Below are 18434 nucleotides of genomic sequence, written 5' to 3' on the forward strand. Positions count from 1 at the left end.
TGGAGCATGCAAAGCAAAGCAAGTAAAGCGGTTATCGTCATCATAGGCATTCTGATAGGCCTGATATTCCTTGTTCCAATCTTCTGGATGCTGGCTACTTCTTTCAAAAGCGACCAGGAAGCGTTTACGGCAGGATTAAAGTGGCTGCCGGAAGTATTTACTCTAGAAAACTATCAATATGCTTTTCAAGGAGACGGAGAAACTCCCGTCTTAGCATGGATGGCCAACTCACTTTTTGTTGGTATTGCCGGAACTTTAATTGTCTTGATTGTTGATACATTGGCTGCATATGGACTCGCACGATTAGATGTTCCTTTTAAAAAGCTGTTCATCGGCATGTTCATCGGATCTTTAACCATTCCATGGGTTATTACATTCCTTCCATTGTATATGGAATTCAACACTTTCGGCCTTCTCGATACGTATGCCGTCTTAATACTTCCTTATTCAGCGAACGCGTTTGGTGTATTTCTTCTATATCAATATTTCAGAGGATTCCCAAAAGAGCTGGAAGAAGCGGCATTCCTGGATGGAGCCAATAAGTGGCAGGTATTCACAAAGGTTGTACTGCCATCTGCCCGACCGGTTATCTGGACACTGGCAATCTTCACATTCATGGGAATTTACAACGACTTCCTATGGCCTTTAGTGACAACGAATTCTCCGGAAATGCGGACAATCACCACAGGTATTGCCATCATGCAACAGGGAAGCTTCGTATCTTCGCCGGCAAAATTAATGGCATTAACTTCAATAGCGACGATACCAGCGGTGCTTCTGTTTGTGATCGGCCAGCGTTCGTTTATTAAAGGTGTAACACAGTCAGGAATAAAATAATTTTAGTTTATAAAATTGTCCAGCTCCAGCACCCAGTGACTAGCGCTAACCGGGTGCTTGCGCATTTAATTTAGGAAGGATTGAGTATACAATGTCTATTCCCCGCAATGAATATCCTAGACCCCAATTTGTCCGTAATGAATGGCAAAACTTAAACGGTCAATGGGACTTTGCTTTTGATGATGGAAATAAAGGTCTTTCTGAAAAATGGTTTGAGCAATTTCCAGCAGGGCAGACCATTACTGTTCCGTTTGCATTTCAAACTGAGTTGAGCGGAATAAATGACCCTGGCTTTCATGATGTAGTATGGTATCACCGCAGAATTGCCGTTCCAGAGAAATGGTCTGGCAAGCAGATTCACCTTCATTTCGGTGCAGTGGATTACCGCTCATGGGTGTATATCAATGGCAATCTTGCCTTTCATCACGAAGGAGGAAATACTCCTTTTTCCGTAAATATCACTCATTTATTGAAAAAGGACGGCAGTGACGATGAAGTAACGGTACGTGTGGAAGATCCATCTGAAGATGTGACCATCCCAAGAGGGAAGCAGTACTGGCACGAAAAATCAGAGTCAATTTTTTACACGAGAACAACCGGAATCTGGCAGACAGTGTGGATGGAACCAGTTGATCAGGTTACGTTAAGCGGCATTCGCTGGACACCTGAAATTGACCGCGGGGACATTGATCTCGAGTTTGAAATCGATGGCGGTTTAATTGAAGGGCTTTCACTGTCTGTTGAGATTTCCTTTAAAGGCCAAAAAATCATCACTGATTCTTCGAATATCTATGAAATATACAATAAGCGGAGCTATAATCTGCGCAACCGCTTTACAGACCGCAGCAATATCCATGGACCTGGCTGGTACTGGTCTCCGGAACACCCAAATTTATTTGATGTCACACTTACCTTAAAAAATGGGGAGCAGATCCTTGATCAGATTGAGACCTATTTTGGAATGAGAAAAGTATCCATCGAAGACGGTATTTTTATGCTGAACAATATGCCTTATTATCAAAAGCTTGTCCTGGATCAGGGATATTTCCCGAAGGCACTGTTAACAGCTCCGACAGATGAAGACTTAAAGAAAGATATTGAGCTTGCCAAAGAAATGGGCTTTAACGGGGCGAGAAAGCACCAGAAGGTTGAAGATCCGCGTTTTCTTTACTGGGCAGATAAACTTGGATTTCTGGTATGGGGAGAAATGGCGAACGCATCTGAATACAGTGAAGAAGCTGCCCGCCGCTTAGCAACTGAATGGTTTGATGTAGTAAAGCGTGATTACAGTCATCCATCGATTATCGTATGGCTTCCGCTTAACGAAAGCTGGGGCATCTCAAGAGTTGCATACGACAAGCAGCAGCAGGCACATGCTACATCCATGTACTGGCAGACCAAGTCTATTGATCAAACTCGTCCCGTGCTTTCTAACGACGGCTGGGAGCACACGATTTCTGACATCTGCGGCATTCATAACTACCGCAGTGCTGAGGAAATGGCCGAAGCTTACAAAGATGTGGAAAGCGCCATTTCAACTACACCGGCAAACCGTGTGATTTATGCTAAGGGCTTCTCCTATGGCGGAGAACCGATTCTTATCACAGAATATGGCGGCATTGCTTATAAAGTGGACGAAACAGAAGGATGGGGCTACTCAGCCGTACAATCCGAGGAAGACCTGGTAGAAGAATACCGCAAAGTAACGGATGCGTTATTTAACAGTAAGGTTGTACAGGGCTTTTGCTATACTCAGTTAACCGATGTTGAGCAGGAAATTAACGGACTGCTGACCTATGATCGTGAACCGAAATGTGATTTTAGCAAGATAAGAGAGATAAATAGTAAGAAATAATGGTGTTGAAGATCCCTGTGCTCCTGTGGAGAGTGCGGGGATTTTTTTTGGAGCTGGGCTGCGGTAGATGAGGTGCTAATTTGAAGTGCTGAGGGCTGAGTTTTGATGAGGAACAGCTAATGGCAGAACGGTGGAAAAAGCGAGGCGGAATGAGCTGCTGTGACGGCGGAGAAACTAGATGGGGTGAAAGTTCAAAGTGGTACGGGGTGTAGCGCAGAACCGGTGAGGATACCTGCCTAGTTTCGGCTCAATTATCTTGTTATCCGCACAATCTTTTAATAAAGCCACAAATAATAAGGGATTCGGCGCAATTTTACTCTATGAAGCTGCCATGGAAATAAGTTTTATAGTCATTATATACGTTTGGCGCAATTATTTTTTTATATGATGCAATTATCTCAAAAAACGGCTCAATTATTTCTCAGGGACCCTCAGTATGGCTTCAGCCACACACGCCTAAAAAAACAGCCTCAACTCAAAGAGCAGAAGCTGTTTCAGTATTCCTTGATGTAAACAATTCAGCCAAAATGAGTGCGACTGCCCCCATGGCGGTTGCGTCATCACCGAATTTAGAAAGGATGATTTCGGTTTCTTTTGCTGGCTGTGTCAGAGCACGCTGCTTAACGGTTTGTGTGATGCTTTCCATAATTAGATCGCCGGCATTGGAAACGCCGCCGCCGATGATAATTCGTCTTGGGTTTACGGTATGGATAAGGTTGGTTAAGCCAACTCCCATATAGCGTCCTGCCTGCTGAAGGGCTGTGCGGCATAAGCTGTCGCCGTCCAGGGCCGCCTTGTAAATTAATTCGCCTGTCACGTTGTCGAGATTGCCTTCGGTAAGCTGGGACAATAGACTGGATTGCCCAAGCCGCATTTCTTTTTTTACTCGATCCACAATAGCAGGGCCCGAGGCGAATGTCTGCAGACAGCCGTAATTGCCGCATGTGCATTTGGGGCCATCGATGTCTATGACCATATGTCCTATTTCGCCGCTGATAAAATGGCTGCCATGATAGAGTTTTCCATTCATAATGATTCCAGCGCCGATTCCACGGCCGACATTTATACAAACGAAGCTGTCGATGCCGGCTCCGTTGCCAAACCATAGTTCCCCGAGGCTCATGGCGCGGCCGTCATTCTCCACTTTTACAATCATATTAAACTTTTCTTCAAGCACTTCTTTAATCGGGATATTGTGTAAATGTAAATTAGGAGCAAACACAGATATCCCTTGATTGGCATCCACTATTCCGTGCATTCCTACGCCAATGCCGACTATTTTCTCTTCATCGATCTCTGTATCATCTAAAATGCTTTGGACAGACTGTATGATTGCTGAGAGAAGAGTTTCTCTGGTACTCTCAGCCGGGAGAGGGACGATCGAGTGTTTGATAATTGACCCGGTAATGGTCGTGAGGATCGTCTTTATGTTCTGGGATCCTATATCCATCCCGATGACATGAAACATTTTACTGTTTAATGTTAATAGAGTGGGTTTGCGCCCTCCGCTGGATTCGCCCAGGTTTCTTTCAATTACAATTTCGGCCTGAAGTAATTCTTTAACAAGGCTGCTTACTGTTGGAGGTGTCAGCTTTGTCAGCTTTGCAATTTCAGCCCTTGATATGGGACCTTTTTCTCGGATAATATTTAAAATTAACGAACGGTTCATAGATTTCATCAGCTTAAAACTGCCTCTGAGAAGGTTCTTCACCATTTGTATTCCCCCGTCTAAGTCAGTTATTTGTTACTTAATTAAATTTAATTATAAACTATTTGGCTATGTTAATACATCGTATAATAGTAAAAGGAACTATATTTAGACAAATTTCGGCAGAAACATATAAATGATTATTCTGACCCATTTTACAAAATAACATTTAAAGGTAAATAAATAATAAATTACCATACTCACCTCATATTGACACTCCATTCTTTTTTTATTAGAATTCTTGCGTGAATACTGGCTTTTTAAAGGGGTTATTGTGGGGAACTATTAACAGGATTTGACAGAAAGGGTGCAGAGCATTGAATAGTGAAATTACACCTACATTGCCTTATGAAACCGGAACTCGGCTGACCAGAAATGAACTTAAGGATATACTTGATGATAGTATTAGTTCATTTAAGGATCTATCTATTAAAGTAGCTGAACAAAACGAAGTGAAATTAAGCAAAGTCAGGGCTACTAATATTCTATTAGATGGGCTTAATAAGCATCAGCTGGTGGATATTATTAATCAGCTCTATTTAATTAACCAGAGAAATTCAAATGAAATTTCTTTTCTAAAATTTATTTTAACAGGACTTCTGAGTGAACAATCAAAGCAAAATTAAAAAATGCCATAGAGCCCAAAGGCTCTATGGCATTTTTTAATTATTCCTGAATGGTTGGTTCCTCTTCAGCTGCGGCACTGAACTTAGCTGTTTCTTCAGGAGTCAGGTCAAGGTGTGTTTTTAGCGTGTTTCTAATTTCCTCCACTGATGCATCATCAAGCTGGTAATAGTACACTCCTTCAATGCGGCTGTCTTCGCCTTTGAGGTCCAGAGATTCCAGCTGAAGGCCATCGCTTGACAGCACATAGTCCAGGAATGCTTTCATTTCAGAGAAAGTCAGGTTGGTTGTCATATTGTCGCCGATCGCGTCAATTACTTCGGTGTACTTAGAAATAGCACCTGCTGAAGCTGCTTTGGCAGCGATAGCCTGCATCACTTGCTGCTGGCGCTTACCGCGGTAAATGTCACTGTCTTGATGTCTTGTACGGACAAAGGCAAGAGCTTCTTCACCGTTAAGATTCTGCTCGCCTTTTAGAAGGTGGATTGCATCTTTACGGTCTTTGGAATCCTGTTCATACATTTCATAAGGAACGTCCACTTTTATTCCGTTAAGTGCATCAACAACATCCATAAAGGCATTGAAGTTCATTTTTACGTAATAATCAACGGGCACCTGCATTAATTCTTCAACCGTTTCTACAGTTGCCTTAGTGCCCCCGATTGCGTGTGCATGGGTGATTTTGGTGGTCGTATCATTTTCTGGGATGTGAACATACGAGTCACGCGGGATACTGACCAGTTTTATCGTTTTTTCTTTTGTATTAAAGGTTGCCAACATCAGAGCATCTGAGCGGGTATTCCCTTTCAGCTTTCTCTTCTGGCTGTCATCAATTCCGATGAACAATACGCTTATATTATCTTCACTCGGATCGACTGCGGCAACCCGCTTTGAAGATTTTCCGATAGATTCAAAGGTTCCGCTGAATACATTTTCTGCTTTATTATATAAGAAGGCAGCATAGCCCGTTCCTACTAATGCAAGAACAAGGATAGGAACTAATATAAAGGAAAGAAGCCTTTTACGCCTTCTTTTCTTTTTGTATACTTTATAAACTCTTCTTGTAGAAGACATGGTAGTTTCTCCTTTTATGGATTGTGTAAAGGCTCTGTTAATCTTTATCGGCAGTTTACTTATCATATTTTACAATTTATCACAAATTTCGTAAACAACATTTCTTCACGGGGACTTTGCCCTAATTAATTGAATATATTAACGAGATACCCATATTCATAGAAAAGCATTTATTTATGAGCTTTTTCCAAATAAAGAACTTCACCTTTTGAAATGCTCCCCTGGCCGTTAGTCAGCTCGGTCATCCAGTCTGTAAAGGCATCGATTGCTCCCTCTTCAACATATGCTTCAATTTCGACAAGGTCGCTGTAATGGATTTCTTTAAGAGTGTAAATAGAGGACCTCAGTTCGTTTTCCAGTTTCCCAAGCCAAGTATAATCGACCTTTGTATGCATAACCCGCATTAGTTTTCGTTCTACAATACCGGTTGCTTCAAGCCCTTCAGAGACTGACTTTCCGTAAGCACGGATCAATCCGCCTGCGCCTAGTTTAATACCGCCGAAATATCTCGTTACGACAACTACTGTATCCTTTAAATCTTTCTTTTTAAGGACCTCCAGCATAGGAACTCCAGCCGTACCGCTTGGCTCGCCGTCATCATTCGCTTTTTGTATTAAATTAGTTTCTCCTATTAAATAAGCCGAGCAGTTATGATTCGCATCCCAATGCTGCTTTTTAATAGAAGCAATAAACTCCTGGGCAGCTTCTTCCGTTTCGGCACGCTCCACATAGGCAATAAACCGAGACTTCTGAATCACAATCTCATGCTCGCCATACCCTTTAACCGTCAAATAACTAGCAAGCATACAATCACCCTTAATGGGGACAGTCCCCAATTTCCCGTGGATATTATTGGTTTTGTTAAGAAAAGTGAAATATTTCCCAACTTCCTAATCATTTATTATAATGTTTTACCAGGAATAGAGCAATGGAGGAAGTTAGGAAAGCTGTTAAAGATTAATAAAGCTGGAATTTTTCATGAAACGACATTTTTCGTAACTTGATTTATGCAAGATTGTAAAGGAATTTTAATATTACTAAAGACATAGCGTGTTATAATGAAAAATATTCTAATAGATAGAATTTATTATTTTACAATACATAAGTTTCATTCCGTTTTTCTTGAAAATAGCGGAAACCAGGGTTTACGGCGAATAGGTTAGAGGGCGAGATAGTTAGAAAGATATACGATCGAAATTATTATAAGAAAATAGTTCTATGCATTTTCAGATGATCCTTTAGGTCCTTTTAACTCTTTTACCCATACACAAATTTTCCCAACCTCAAAGTTCGTTGAATTCTGAAAATTTCTGTTACAATATAGATAGGAAAAACAGCTAAATAATAGAGATTTTGGAATATTATGAGAAAAATACATAATGGTATCTAGTAGAATAGTTGAGTGAGTAAATTAGGTAAAAAAGATTAACAATTACTTTGATTCAGAAGACAGATCTGAATCCGTAAATCATGGGGGATAAGAATGCCTTTAAGCAAAGTGGATTCCAATGTATTAGACTCTATATTGCAGACAATGGTCGATACTGTCGGGCATAGCAAAAACGAAATCTTCCAGATTGGCGAGCAGTGCCGCCAGGATTACGTATCTCTGTCCACTGAATTAAAAGAAATTAAAACGACAGTTCTTAAGGTTATTGACCAAGGCGATAAGCTCGAGATCAATGCCAGATTTGCACGTAAACGGCTGTCTGAGGTCAGCCGCCATTTTAACCAGTTTAACGAGGAACAGGTTCGTGAGGCTTACGAGAAAGCCCATTCCCTGCAGGTGGATCTGCAGATGAACAGGCAGATGGAAAAACAGCTTCGTGCAAGGCGTGACGATCTGGAACGGAGAATTCTTGGGATCCAGGAAACCATCGACCGCGCAGAACAGTTAAGTTCTCAAATTTCAGTTGTCTTGAATTATCTGACCAGCGATCTGCGCCAGGTTGGAGAAGCACTGGCTGATGCCAAACGAAAACAAGAATTCGGCCTGAAAATTATTGAGGCGCAGGAAGAGGAACGCAAAAAGCTTTCACGTGAAATTCATGACGGACCGGCTCAAATGATGGCTAACGTTATGATGCGCTCGGATTTAATTGATCGTGTGTTCCGGGAAAGAAGTATTGAAGAAGGGCTGAAAGAGGTTAAGGACCTGAAACGGATGGTGCGGAATGCTTTATATGAAGTGCGCCGGATCATTTATGACCTTAGGCCGATGGCTTTGGATGATCTTGGATTGATTCCGACCCTAAGAAAATATCTGCAGACAATCGAAGAGTATAATCATACTGTTAAAATATCATTTACTAATCTGGGTGAAGAGAAAAGGCTTCCTTCCAAAATGGAGGTGGCTCTGTTCAGGCTCATTCAGGAATCGGTACAAAATGCATTAAAGCACGCTCAGCCTCACCATATACATATTAAAATGGAAAGCCTCAAGGATCGGGTTACAGTCGTGGTAAAAGACGATGGAATTGGATTTGATTCGAAAGCTAAAAAAGAAGGCAGCTTTGGTTTAATAGGTATGGGAGAACGAGTGGAGCTGCTGGAAGGCAATTTGAGCATTGATTCGAGTATTGGCGCCGGTACAGTGATTGTGATTCAGGTGCCGATAAAATCGACAACGGCTGTTAATATATAATTTTGAAGTTCTCCTCTAAAGGAGTTTCATATAAAAATAACCAATACAAATAAAAAGTACTTTTAAACAGGGAGGCGAAGGCGTTGACAACAAAAATCATCATTGTAGATGACCATCAACTATTTCGCGAAGGGGTTAAGCGAATACTAGATTTTGAACCATCATTCGAAGTTCTTGCAGAAGGCGATGACGGCTCTGAAGCTATGGGATTAGTTGAAGAAAATAACCCGGACGTTGTAATTATGGATATTAACATGCCGACTACTAATGGAATCGAAGCAACACGTCAGCTGGTAGAAAAGTACCCTGAATCAAAGGTTATCATTCTATCGATTCATGACGATGAAAACTATGTAACACATGCTCTGAAAACAGGTGCTAGAGGCTACTTATTAAAAGAAATGGATGCCGATGCATTAGTAGAAGCAGTCAAAGTAGTCGCTGACGGCGGATCTTACCTTCACCCGAAGGTTACACATAATCTTGTCGCAGAATACCGCAGACTGGCTGCTGAAGAAGGTCAGGGGCAGGATCATAGACGTTCTTACGATATCCGCAGACCGCTGCATCTATTAACACGCCGCGAATGCGAAGTTCTTCAGCTGTTAGCTGACGGACAAAGCAACCGTGGAATAGGCGAAACCCTATTCATCAGTGAAAAAACCGTTAAAAACCATGTAAGCAACATCCTGCAAAAAATGAACGTAAACGACCGTACCCAGGCCGTCGTATTAGCCATCAAAAACGGCTGGGTCGAAGTAAAATAATAGAGAGGGCGCCTTCTTATCGAAGGTGCCTCAGGCTGTCGACAAAGTCGACAGCTATTTTTTAATAATATTTAACCCTCAATATATAGTGCTTAACTCTAAAAAAAGCCACCATATATGCAAGAAATAAATTGACAAACCTCTTCTTCGCAACAAAGTTTGTTTGAAATTGATTTTGTCTACACTCTGGGGCGCCTTCTTATCGAAGGCGCCTTTTTCTATAAATTTTAAACAAACGTTTGATTAAGTTTGTGAGGGAGAAGTCTCATAGTGGGGACTGTCCCCCATTTCCCGAGGGGTGAAACCCATGGGATACTTCAGTTTTGTAGGGGGAAATTCTTTATTTCTAGCTTATTTTGCTAATCTCTTTTCCGGGAATAATAGAACCTGCAAACATGGATTACGGGATTTTAGGGAGTTAATGCGGAAATCGTTCATACAGCCTAATATAAAGCCCCCGCCAACCGCGCCCTTTTTATGGGAAATAATTTAGGAAATGGGGACTGTCCCCATTTCCCGTTTTGGGATAGAATGGGAATATAGTAAACTGTTAAATAAAATAAGGCAGGTTTTGCGATGAAAACGGCTGTCGTTACGGATAGTACAGCGTATATAGCTCAGGATGTTCTTGAAAGATACAATATACATATGGTTCCGCTGAATGTGATTTTTGGTACGGAGTCTTACCGGGAGGAAGTCGACATTACGGCCGAGCAATTTTACGAAGAGGTGAGAAGTCAAAAGAAGCTTCCGACGACCTCTCAGCCCTCAATCGGCCAGCTTGCTGAAAAGTATGAGGAGCTCTCTATAGAATTTGATGCAATCATCAGCATTCACTTATCGAGCGGAATAAGTGGCACGTATCAAGGGTCGGTTACGGCCGGAAGTATGGCTGAGAATATTAACGTGTATAGCTTTGATACAGAGGTCAGCTGTATGGTTCAGGGCTTTTATGTGATCGAAGCCGCGAAAATGGCACAGGAAGGCCGCGGTCCAGAGGATATTATAAAGCGCCTGAATGAAATGAAGCAGACTTCGAATGCCTATTTTATGGTGGATGACCTCTCAAATCTTCAGCGGGGCGGCCGCTTAAGCAGTGCTCAGGCTATGATTGGGAGCCTTCTGCAGATTAAGCCTCTATTAACCTTTGAAAATAAGGTGATCGTTCCTTCTGAAAAAATAAGGACCCGTAAAAAAGCGATGAAGAGAATAGTAGAATTACTGCAAGAAGCTCAAACGGGAGAGCCGATGCGGGCGGTCATTATTCATGCTAACCGCGAACAGGGAGCAAAGGACTGGGTATCCGAGCTTACACCTCAGTTTCCACATGTCGAGTTTTCGATCAGCTACTTCGGTCCTGTAATTGGGACTCATCTTGGCGAAGGTGCAATGGGTCTTGGCTGGGTAAAAAAATATTAGAGGAATTCAGAAGCAGGTGCCGAACTATTAAATGTTGGCACCTGAATCTTTTTGGAGGTGAATTACCTGAGTTTATTTAAACGATTCTTTTCTTCGCAAGATACCATTTTCGACTACTCTTCCTTAAACAGAAATCCTCTTTCCTCCTTTGACTTTTCCACGAATTTGCAGCAATTTTTATCAGGCAGGGCTCTCCTCTTTGAAGAACTTTCTGAATTTCATGAGATTTTAGAAGAACATATTGTACACGGCTATGCAGGATGGTTTCAGGGCCTTTCGGTAAAAAATGGCCAGTATATCTGCGGCCGGTGTGGAAATTGCGACAAGCATTTGTTTACTGAGTTTCCTTGCAGCCGATGCAGTCATTCCTGTGTATATTGCCGAAAGTGCATCATGATGGGGAGAGTTAGCTCCTGCTCCAAGCTCTTTACGTGGACCGGACCGACATTTCAATTTTCGCGTCAGCTGAACCCTCTTGCATGGGAGGGTACTCTATCCGAAGCACAAAATTCTGCGTCTCAACAAGCGGTAGAGGCAGTGGAACAAAATAAAGAGCTTCTTGTCTGGGCTGTATGCGGGGCGGGGAAAACTGAAATCCTGTTCCATGCTGTTGAAAAAGCATTGCAGAATGGAAAAAGAGTCTGTCTGGCCACACCCCGTACAGATGTAGTCTTGGAGCTCGTGCCTCGGTTTAGGACGGTGTTTCCTCAAACAGAGATAGCAGCTCTATACGGCGGAAGCGATGAACGGCACCTCGCCGGGCAATTGGTGATCAGCACAACACATCAGCTATTTAGGTTCCAAGAAGCGTTTGATGTCCTCATTATTGATGAAGTGGACGCCTTTCCTTATTCAGCCGATTATTCCCTGCAAGCCGCTTCTCAAAAATCCCGTAAAAAAATCTCCTCCCGCATTTTTCTAACCGCAACTCCGTCATCCCTATTAAAAAGCCAGGTGAAAAGAGGAAAACTGAATTCCGTCATCATTCCTGCGCGTTTCCACCGAAAGCCAATACCAGTTCCCCAATTAGTGTGGAGCGGCAGCTGGGAGAAAAGCTTCAGAAAAAAGAAAATACCCCCAAAGATGCAACACTGGATTTCCTTTCGTCTACAAAACTCGATTCCTTTCCTTATTTTCTTTCCTGCGATAAAAACTATGGAACAAGCACTCCCTCTATTTCAGAAACTCCATAATGACATAGCGGCTGTCCACGCCGAAGATCCAGATCGTAAAGAGAAAGTAGTTTCACTAAGAGAAGGAAAGGTTCCGGGCCTGTTGACCACCACGATTCTTGAGAGAGGTGTGACCATACCAAGGCTGGAGGCTGCTGTTATTGGCGCGGAAGAGCTTATTTTTACCGAAAGTGCTCTTGTCCAAATCGCAGGCAGGGTAGGGAGAAAAGCTGATTTTCCGACCGGGGATGTTACCTTCTTTCATTACGGGAAAACAGAATCTATGCTCTCTGCGGTGCGCCATATAAAAATGATGAATAAGCAGGCCAGGGAGAAGGGGTTAGTGGATGAATAACTGCTTGTACTGCACCTATGAGCTTGAGAGCAGCATCACCTGGTATACAATTTTGAAACGGGAAAGCAGAGAACCCCAATTCTGTGAAGAATGCACCTCCAGGTTTGAGATTATTTCAGGTGCGAGGTGTAAGGTGTGCAGCCGTTCTTTATATCATTTGGAGGAGCAATTTGTTATCGATGGTTTATGCCTGGACTGCCACCGCTGGGAGCAGAATCCAGAATGGCAGAATGTGTTATCTAAAAACCTCTCCCTATATACCTATAACGAGTTTTTACAGGATCTCATCGCCCGCTTTAAATATAGAGGTGATTACATTTTGATAGAAGGCTTTAAAAAGATGCTCCTAAAAGTCTCAACCGAATTAAACTTTGATATAGCTGTGCCTATACCATTGAGCAGTGAGCGGCTTTTTGAAAGAGGCTTTAACCAGTCAGAGGCCGGGCTGGTTTCTATGGGCTTAAAGCCAGTACATGCATTATCCCGGTCTCATTCGGAAAAGCAGTCGAAGAAAACCAGGCAGGAAAGGATCCATCATGAGCAAATTTTTTTACTCGTGGATGGCATGGATTTAAAAGGGAAAAGCGTCCTGATATTCGATGATATTTACACGACAGGCTCTACATTGAGGCATGCCTCCAGAATTTTAAAAGAAGCAGGTGCAGAAGAAGTTTCTTCCATCACATTAGCTAGAGGGTAAACATACAGATGCTATTTGCCGATATTAAGGATACCTATTGTTAAGGGGAGAGATATCATTATGGCAGAATTGTTGAATTGTCCGCACTGCGGCTCCATTTTCGTACAGAATAGTGTCCGGGATGTGTGTGAAGCATGTTATAAGGCAGAACAAATCCAGTTTGAAACCGTTTACACTTATATAAGGAAAAGAGAAAATAGAACAGCTACCAGTGAGCAGGTAATCGAGGATACTGGGATTGAAAAGGAGCTGCTAATAAAGTTTATCCGAACTGGCAAGCTTAAATTGGCTCAATTCCCTAATCTCGGCTACCCATGTGCTAAATGCAGCACTTTAATTAGAGAAGGAAAGCTATGCGGAAGCTGCAACTCGAATCTTAAAGGGCAGCTGGATACTCTTGCGAAAGAAGAAGCGAGAAATCAAAGTGTGAAATCTGGTAATACCTTTTTTATAAAACGATAATATTCAATACCTGCCAGTTGTGTGCAGGTATTTTTTATTACGCCGTAATATTTCTGCAAAAATTGTCAATAAAAAGTAACATAGAAAAATTTAAAGTTTTGAAGTGCTATCCGATAAAATAGATAGGGAGAAAATTGAACGGTTGAAAGAGAGGTCAAAATTATGAAAATCAACCAAGTCGGTTCCGCAGGAATGAACCCATACAAACGCCAGTTGAATAAAATGGACGAAGTAAAACAAAGCTCATTCAAGTCAGATAAAGTTGAAATATCTACAACTGCAAAGGACCTTCAGCATACATCCCAGATTCCAGCCCAGCGTGAAGCGAAGGTAGAGGCACTAAAAGAACAGATTAAGAACGGAACCTATAAAATAGATGCCGATGAAACGGCTAAAAGCATTATTAATTATTACTTTGAAAAATAAATCAGGATGAACTCAGTATACGTTTTTTACATTCCTAATGAATAAAAGAAAAAGCAAGGAGGAGCGGAACATGTCTGCCCAAAACATCATAACAGCCATGGAAAAGCTGGTTAAGCTTCATAAAAGTCTATATGACCTGGCTGAGAAAAAAACTCAAATCATCAAAACGGGCGACATGGATGCCCTCAACAAAATCATGATTGATGAACAAAAGCATGTGAAGGCGATCGGGATGATCGAAAGAGAAAGAGAGCAGTCTGTATTAGAATTTCTACAAAGAAACAATTCTGCGGAGCTGGTTCCCAACTTATCATCTTGTATTGGACTTGCCGAGGATTCGGAAAAAGAAACGCTGAATGACTTAAAACAAAGCCTAGTAGAAAGCGTGCTTAAACTAAAAGTGGCCAACTATTTAAATCAGCAGTTAATCTATCAGTCTCTTCAATTCATCAATCTATCGCTCGATATGGTACGGCCTTCGCCGAAAGCCTTTAATTATGAAAAGCCGGTGCAGCAAAAAGGGCAATATCAGGCTGGAAATAGATCTTACTTTAATTCGAAAGCTTAACAAACGGAGGAACATCCTATGATTTCTACTTTTCATGGCCTAGAAGTGGCTAAGCGCGGAATGTCTGCACAGCAGAATGCCCTTTATGTCACCGGCAATAATATATCAAATGCAAACACACCAGGTTACACCCGTCAGCGCGTGAACTTTGAACAAACAGAAGCCTTTCCGCCGCCTTCCATGAACCGGCCGCAGATTCCTGGTCAGATGGGAACGGGAGTGAAAGCAGGAAGCATTGAGCGGATTAGAGAGGGATTCCTCGATGTTCAGTACCGCAATGAATCTACCAAGCTAGGCTACTGGGAAACCAGGGCGGATGCACTTCAAAAGATGGAAGAAGTGATGAATGAACCGTCTGAATCAGGGTTGTCTGTTGTTATGGACCAATTCTGGCAGTCGCTTCAGGATTTATCCATAAATCCTAATAATTCAGGTGCGCGTTCTGTTGTAAGGCAGCGCGGGATTGCCGTTGCCGAGACGTTTAATTATCTAAGCGATACTCTTAAAGGCGTCCAATCAGATCTGAAAAGTGAAATTGATATTTCTGTAAAAGAAATTAACTCTCTTCTGAACCAGATTAATAATATCAACCAGAAGATTGCAGACGTAGAGCCTCATGGGTTACTCCCGAATGACTTATATGATCAAAGGGACCTGCTGGTAGATCAACTATCGTCCTTAGTCAATATTTCTGTCAAGACCACCCCGACTGGTGGAATGTCTGCGGCAAAGCCTGATGGTACTCCAATGGCACTCGGAAAATATACCATTGAGCTGGTTACTGCTAACGGATCAAGACCCTTATTAAGCGGGGATTCCAATACCGTTAATGAGTTTAAGGTCAATTTTGACGATACTATAAAAATGGTAGAAAGCATTACAATTGGTCCACGCATTCTAGATGCAAATGGAAATCCAACTGACGAGGTAAATGGTACACCTATTGATATAGGAAGTTTTAATGCCGGCGGTAAATTACGAAGCTTAGTTGATTCTTATGGATATGAAACGGCAGGGAACGTTAAGGGATTATATCCGGATATGCTCCACAAGCTGGATCAAATGGCCTTTCAGTTTGCTAAGGAATTCAATTCTCAGCATGAATCTGGATGGGACCTTGCCAGTATAAAAGCTGAAGTGAAATCGCCTAAAACATTTTTTGATGGAGTGAGCACTGCAGAAGGTGCAGCAAGTAAAATCAAACTGCACCAGCATATAAAGGACTCTCTTGATCATATTGCTTCAGCTGGCAAAGATAATATGTCAGTGGGCGATGGCGCCAATGCATTGCTGCTTGCTGTAGTAAAAAATAAACCATTGACCATTGATGGCCAGTCCAGCACCATCCAGAGTTATTATGAAGGAGCCATCGGTGACATGGCTGTCCAATCCCAGGAAGCGGCAAGAATGACGAACAACAGCGGCATTCTACAGCAATCTGTGGAAGAACGCAGACAATCAGTCAGCTCCGTTTCTTTGGACGAAGAAATGACAAATATGATCAAGTTTCAGCATGCTTATAATGCAGCTGCAAGAAATATAACGATAGTAGACGAAATGCTTGACAAAATCATTAACGGCATGGGAACCGGCGGAAGGTAAGGTGAAAAATATATGCGCGTGACACAGAATATGCTAGCAAACTCTTCACTTAAACATATCAGCAGCAGCTACCAGCGTATGGATAAATATCAGGATCAGCTTTCAACCGGCAAAAAAATCACCCGGCCGTCTGATGATCCGGTTGTTGCGATGAAGGGTATGTTTTATCGTACAAACCTGACTGAGGTAGAGCAATATAAGAGAAATCTTTCAGAGCTGAATTTATGGATGGAGAACTCGGATGCAAGCTTGGATCAGGCGAATTCGTCCCTTCAGAGGATTAGAGAACTTGTTCTTCAAGCTAAAAATGGTACCAATACAGTAGATGAACGTACTGCAATAGCTACTGAGATTGACCAGCTAAAAGAGGATTTGGTCAATGTAGCGAATTCCAAAGTAGCAGATAAGTACATCTTTAATGGTACTGACGTAGATAAAGCACCAGTCACTTTAACAAGCGGCATAGCTATAGTTAATGCTAATAACGAAGATTTTTCTGTTGAGGTCGGGCCTGGTGTGAAAATAAGGGCAAACGTACATCCAGGGAATGTGTTTTCTCCTAATCTATTTAGTGATATTGAAAAACTTGTGACTGATTTAAAAGCAGACAATACCGCAGGACTTGATGATACGCTTACTAAGTTAGACGGCCACCTTGATAATTTGTCCTCCGAACGAGCTGACTTAGGTGCACGCTATAATCGTCTTGAAATGGTGAGTTCCCGGATTGATACACAGGAAGTGTTCGCAAACCGTGTTCTGTCAGATAATGAAGATGCTGATATCGAAAGAGTGATCACTGATTTGAAAACACAGGAAAGCGTACATCGCGCGGCCCTAAGTGTGGGGGCGCAGATTATACAGCCAACATTAATGGACTTTTTAAGATAAGCTATTCACTATGAATAGCTTTTTTTTCAATTTTATAAGAGGAGTGACGATATGAACATTCCACAAATACGGCTTGAATCCACAAAAGGGCAGATTGAGATGAGGACGATTCAGCCAAAACAGATCATTGAACAGAAACCGGCAGAGCTTTCTATTGAACAGCCAAAAGCCCAGCTCCAAATAGAAACCACTCCCGGGAAGCTGACAATTGACCAGACAAGGGCCAGGGAAGATGTAGATTTGAAGAGTGTATTCAAGCGTACGGAAGAATTTGCACAGCAGGGATATAATGATTGGTTAAGCGGCTTAGCCCGGGTTGCCGGTGATGGAGACGAGCTGATGAAAATTGAAAATGGATTTAATGCACTGAAAAGCCAGGCAAAACGAAACAGCGAAAACCCTATTTATGATTTTAATATAGGATGGATTCCTTCGGCGGGTAGTGTCAAAGTTAATTACGAGCCTGCTAAAGTAAATATCGAAGCTGTTCCCCAAAAGCCAAGAATTAACGTGAAAATTAATAAACCTATTCATGAGTACATACCTGGTCAAACAGACATATCTCTAAAGCAGATTCCGTCCCTTAATATCGATTTTACAAATGTTGAACCTATACTAGATAAAAAATACTAAGGAGAAATCAAAATGCTCATTAATACTAAGTACCACGAACAGTTAGAAGTATACGAACAAGAAGTCTTACATTTTCAAGATGGAATCCCAGGATTTTTACAAGAAAAGGAGTTTGTCCTTCTTTCATTAGCTGAAGAAATACAGGTGCTGCAGTCAATAACAACGAGGGATATCGCTTTTGTTGTGATTAATCCTTTTATTGCCTATAAGGAATATGATTTTACATTAGATGATAAAACCATTGAACAATTAAAAATAGATAAGGCAGAGAATGTCCAGGTGTATACAATTATGCACGTAAAAGATCCCTTTCATAAATCGACTGTTAATCTAGCTGCTCCAGTAGTAGTAAATGTAGTCAATAGAAAAGGGAAACAGGTAATATTACAAAAAACCAACTACTCTATTAGAACGCAATTACCTGAACTAGCATTAGGCCAAAAGGGGTGAACATCTATGCTGATACTTACTAGAAAAACAGGTGAATCCATACAAATAGGCTCAGATATTGAGATAAAAGTTATTTCAGTGAGCGGAGATCAAATAAAAATTGGTATAGAGGCACCTAAGCATATAGATGTTTTTCGAAAAGAGCTGTATCTAGAAATACAAAATGAAAATAAAGAGGCCATCTCTTCAGAAGAAGATTTAAGTGTTCTGATAAATTCTATTAAAAAAAATAAATAATTTTCCATAT

At 41.7% G+C, this 18434-nt stretch carries 20 protein-coding genes; 16 read left to right on the top strand and 4 right to left on the bottom strand.

The features are described from left to right. Nucleotides 1–6: 6 nt before the first annotated feature. Together JOC77_RS01300 and JOC77_RS01305 are read left to right on the top strand one after the other, a co-directional pair. Nucleotides 7–837: a carbohydrate ABC transporter permease gene (locus JOC77_RS01300; RefSeq protein WP_204537587.1), complete on the top strand. Its 831-nt coding sequence runs from the start codon at nt 7–9 to the stop codon at nt 835–837. 91 nt (nt 838–928) lie between these two features. Next, nucleotides 929–2692: a glycoside hydrolase family 2 protein gene (locus JOC77_RS01305; RefSeq protein ID WP_204537589.1), complete on the top strand. Its 1764-nt coding sequence runs from the start codon at nt 929–931 to the stop codon at nt 2690–2692. Between the two features lie 475 nt (nt 2693–3167). Here the strand turns inward: JOC77_RS01305 and JOC77_RS01310 are convergent, their stop codons facing one another. Next, a complete protein-coding gene (locus JOC77_RS01310) occupies nt 3168–4406 on the bottom strand; it encodes an ROK family transcriptional regulator (RefSeq protein ID WP_204537591.1) in 1239 nt (412 codons plus the stop codon). A 311-nt stretch (nt 4407–4717) separates the two neighbouring features. Here JOC77_RS01310 and JOC77_RS01315 point away from each other — a divergent pair, with 311 nt between their 5' ends. Then, nucleotides 4718–5026 (top strand): hypothetical protein, encoded by a 309-nt coding sequence (locus tag JOC77_RS01315; protein ID WP_204537593.1) that lies wholly within the window; start codon nt 4718–4720, stop codon nt 5024–5026. Between the two features lie 40 nt (nt 5027–5066). Here the strand turns inward: JOC77_RS01315 and JOC77_RS01320 are convergent, their stop codons facing one another. Then, nucleotides 5067–6098, bottom strand: coding sequence for an LCP family protein (locus tag JOC77_RS01320; protein WP_204537595.1), 1032 nt, complete (start codon nt 6096–6098; stop codon nt 5067–5069). Nucleotides 6099–6268: 170 nt separating this feature from the next. After that, complete coding sequence (locus JOC77_RS01325) at nt 6269–6904, bottom strand: YigZ family protein (RefSeq protein WP_204537597.1); 636 nt, start codon at nt 6902–6904, stop codon at nt 6269–6271. A gap of 677 nt (nt 6905–7581) precedes the next feature. Here JOC77_RS01325 and JOC77_RS01330 point away from each other — a divergent pair. From JOC77_RS01330 to JOC77_RS01340, 3 genes are all read left to right on the top strand, one after another. After that, nucleotides 7582–8742 carry a sensor histidine kinase gene (locus JOC77_RS01330; protein ID WP_204537599.1) on the top strand — a complete coding sequence of 387 codons (1161 nt, stop codon included), beginning with the start codon at nt 7582–7584 and terminating at the stop codon, nt 8740–8742. A gap of 83 nt (nt 8743–8825) precedes the next feature. Further along, nucleotides 8826–9509, top strand: coding sequence for a response regulator (locus JOC77_RS01335; RefSeq protein WP_204537601.1), 684 nt, complete (start codon nt 8826–8828; stop codon nt 9507–9509). 576 nt (nt 9510–10085) lie between these two features. After that, nucleotides 10086–10928: a DegV family protein gene (locus tag JOC77_RS01340; RefSeq protein ID WP_204537603.1), complete on the top strand. Its 843-nt coding sequence runs from the start codon at nt 10086–10088 to the stop codon at nt 10926–10928. A gap of 228 nt (nt 10929–11156) precedes the next feature. Here JOC77_RS01340 and JOC77_RS21485 read toward each other — a convergent pair whose 3' ends face one another. Continuing rightward, nucleotides 11157–11381, bottom strand: a complete 225-nt coding sequence (locus tag JOC77_RS21485; RefSeq protein ID WP_275585038.1) for a hypothetical protein — start codon at nt 11379–11381, stop codon at nt 11157–11159. An 84-nt stretch (nt 11382–11465) separates the two neighbouring features. Between JOC77_RS21485 and JOC77_RS01345 the strand changes: the two genes are divergently transcribed. From JOC77_RS01345 to csrA, 10 genes are all read left to right on the top strand, one after another. Then, entirely contained in the window at nt 11466–12455 is a 990-nt protein-coding gene (locus tag JOC77_RS01345; protein ID WP_377336251.1) for an ATP-dependent helicase ComFA, read from the top strand. Beyond that, nucleotides 12448–13155 (top strand): ComF family protein, encoded by a 708-nt coding sequence (locus JOC77_RS01350; RefSeq protein WP_204537605.1) that lies wholly within the window; start codon nt 12448–12450, stop codon nt 13153–13155. Before JOC77_RS01345 ends, JOC77_RS01350 begins: the two co-directional genes overlap by 8 nt. A 60-nt stretch (nt 13156–13215) precedes the next feature. Continuing rightward, the gene (locus JOC77_RS01355) at nt 13216–13617 is read left to right on the top strand and encodes a TIGR03826 family flagellar region protein (protein ID WP_204537607.1); all 402 of its coding nucleotides are present in this window, start codon (nt 13216–13218) and stop codon (nt 13615–13617) included. 162 nt (nt 13618–13779) lie between these two features. Then, a complete protein-coding gene (gene flgM, locus JOC77_RS01360) occupies nt 13780–14043 on the top strand; it encodes a flagellar biosynthesis anti-sigma factor FlgM (RefSeq protein WP_204537609.1) in 264 nt (87 codons plus the stop codon). 70 nt (nt 14044–14113) lie between these two features. After that, on the top strand, nt 14114–14611 hold the full coding sequence (locus JOC77_RS01365) for a flagellar protein FlgN (RefSeq protein ID WP_204537611.1): 498 nt from the start codon (nt 14114–14116) through the stop codon (nt 14609–14611). A gap of 18 nt (nt 14612–14629) precedes the next feature. After that, nucleotides 14630–16213 (top strand): flagellar hook-associated protein FlgK, encoded by a 1584-nt coding sequence (gene flgK, locus JOC77_RS01370; RefSeq protein ID WP_204537613.1) that lies wholly within the window; start codon nt 14630–14632, stop codon nt 16211–16213. A gap of 12 nt (nt 16214–16225) precedes the next feature. Continuing rightward, nucleotides 16226–17104 (top strand): flagellar hook-associated protein FlgL, encoded by an 879-nt coding sequence (gene flgL / locus JOC77_RS01375; protein WP_204537615.1) that lies wholly within the window; start codon nt 16226–16228, stop codon nt 17102–17104. 51 nt (nt 17105–17155) lie between these two features. After that, the gene (locus JOC77_RS01380) at nt 17156–17737 is read left to right on the top strand and encodes a DUF6470 family protein (RefSeq protein ID WP_204537617.1); all 582 of its coding nucleotides are present in this window, start codon (nt 17156–17158) and stop codon (nt 17735–17737) included. Nucleotides 17738–17749: 12 nt separating this feature from the next. Beyond that, a complete protein-coding gene (fliW, locus tag JOC77_RS01385) occupies nt 17750–18187 on the top strand; it encodes a flagellar assembly protein FliW (protein WP_204537619.1) in 438 nt (145 codons plus the stop codon). Nucleotides 18188–18193: 6 nt separating this feature from the next. Next, a complete protein-coding gene (gene csrA / locus JOC77_RS01390) occupies nt 18194–18424 on the top strand; it encodes a carbon storage regulator CsrA (RefSeq protein ID WP_204537621.1) in 231 nt (76 codons plus the stop codon). Nucleotides 18425–18434: the final 10 nt, after the last annotated feature.

Source organism: Peribacillus deserti, assembly GCF_016909175.1.
GTDB lineage: Bacteria > Bacillota > Bacilli > Bacillales > DSM-1321 > Paraperibacillus > Paraperibacillus deserti.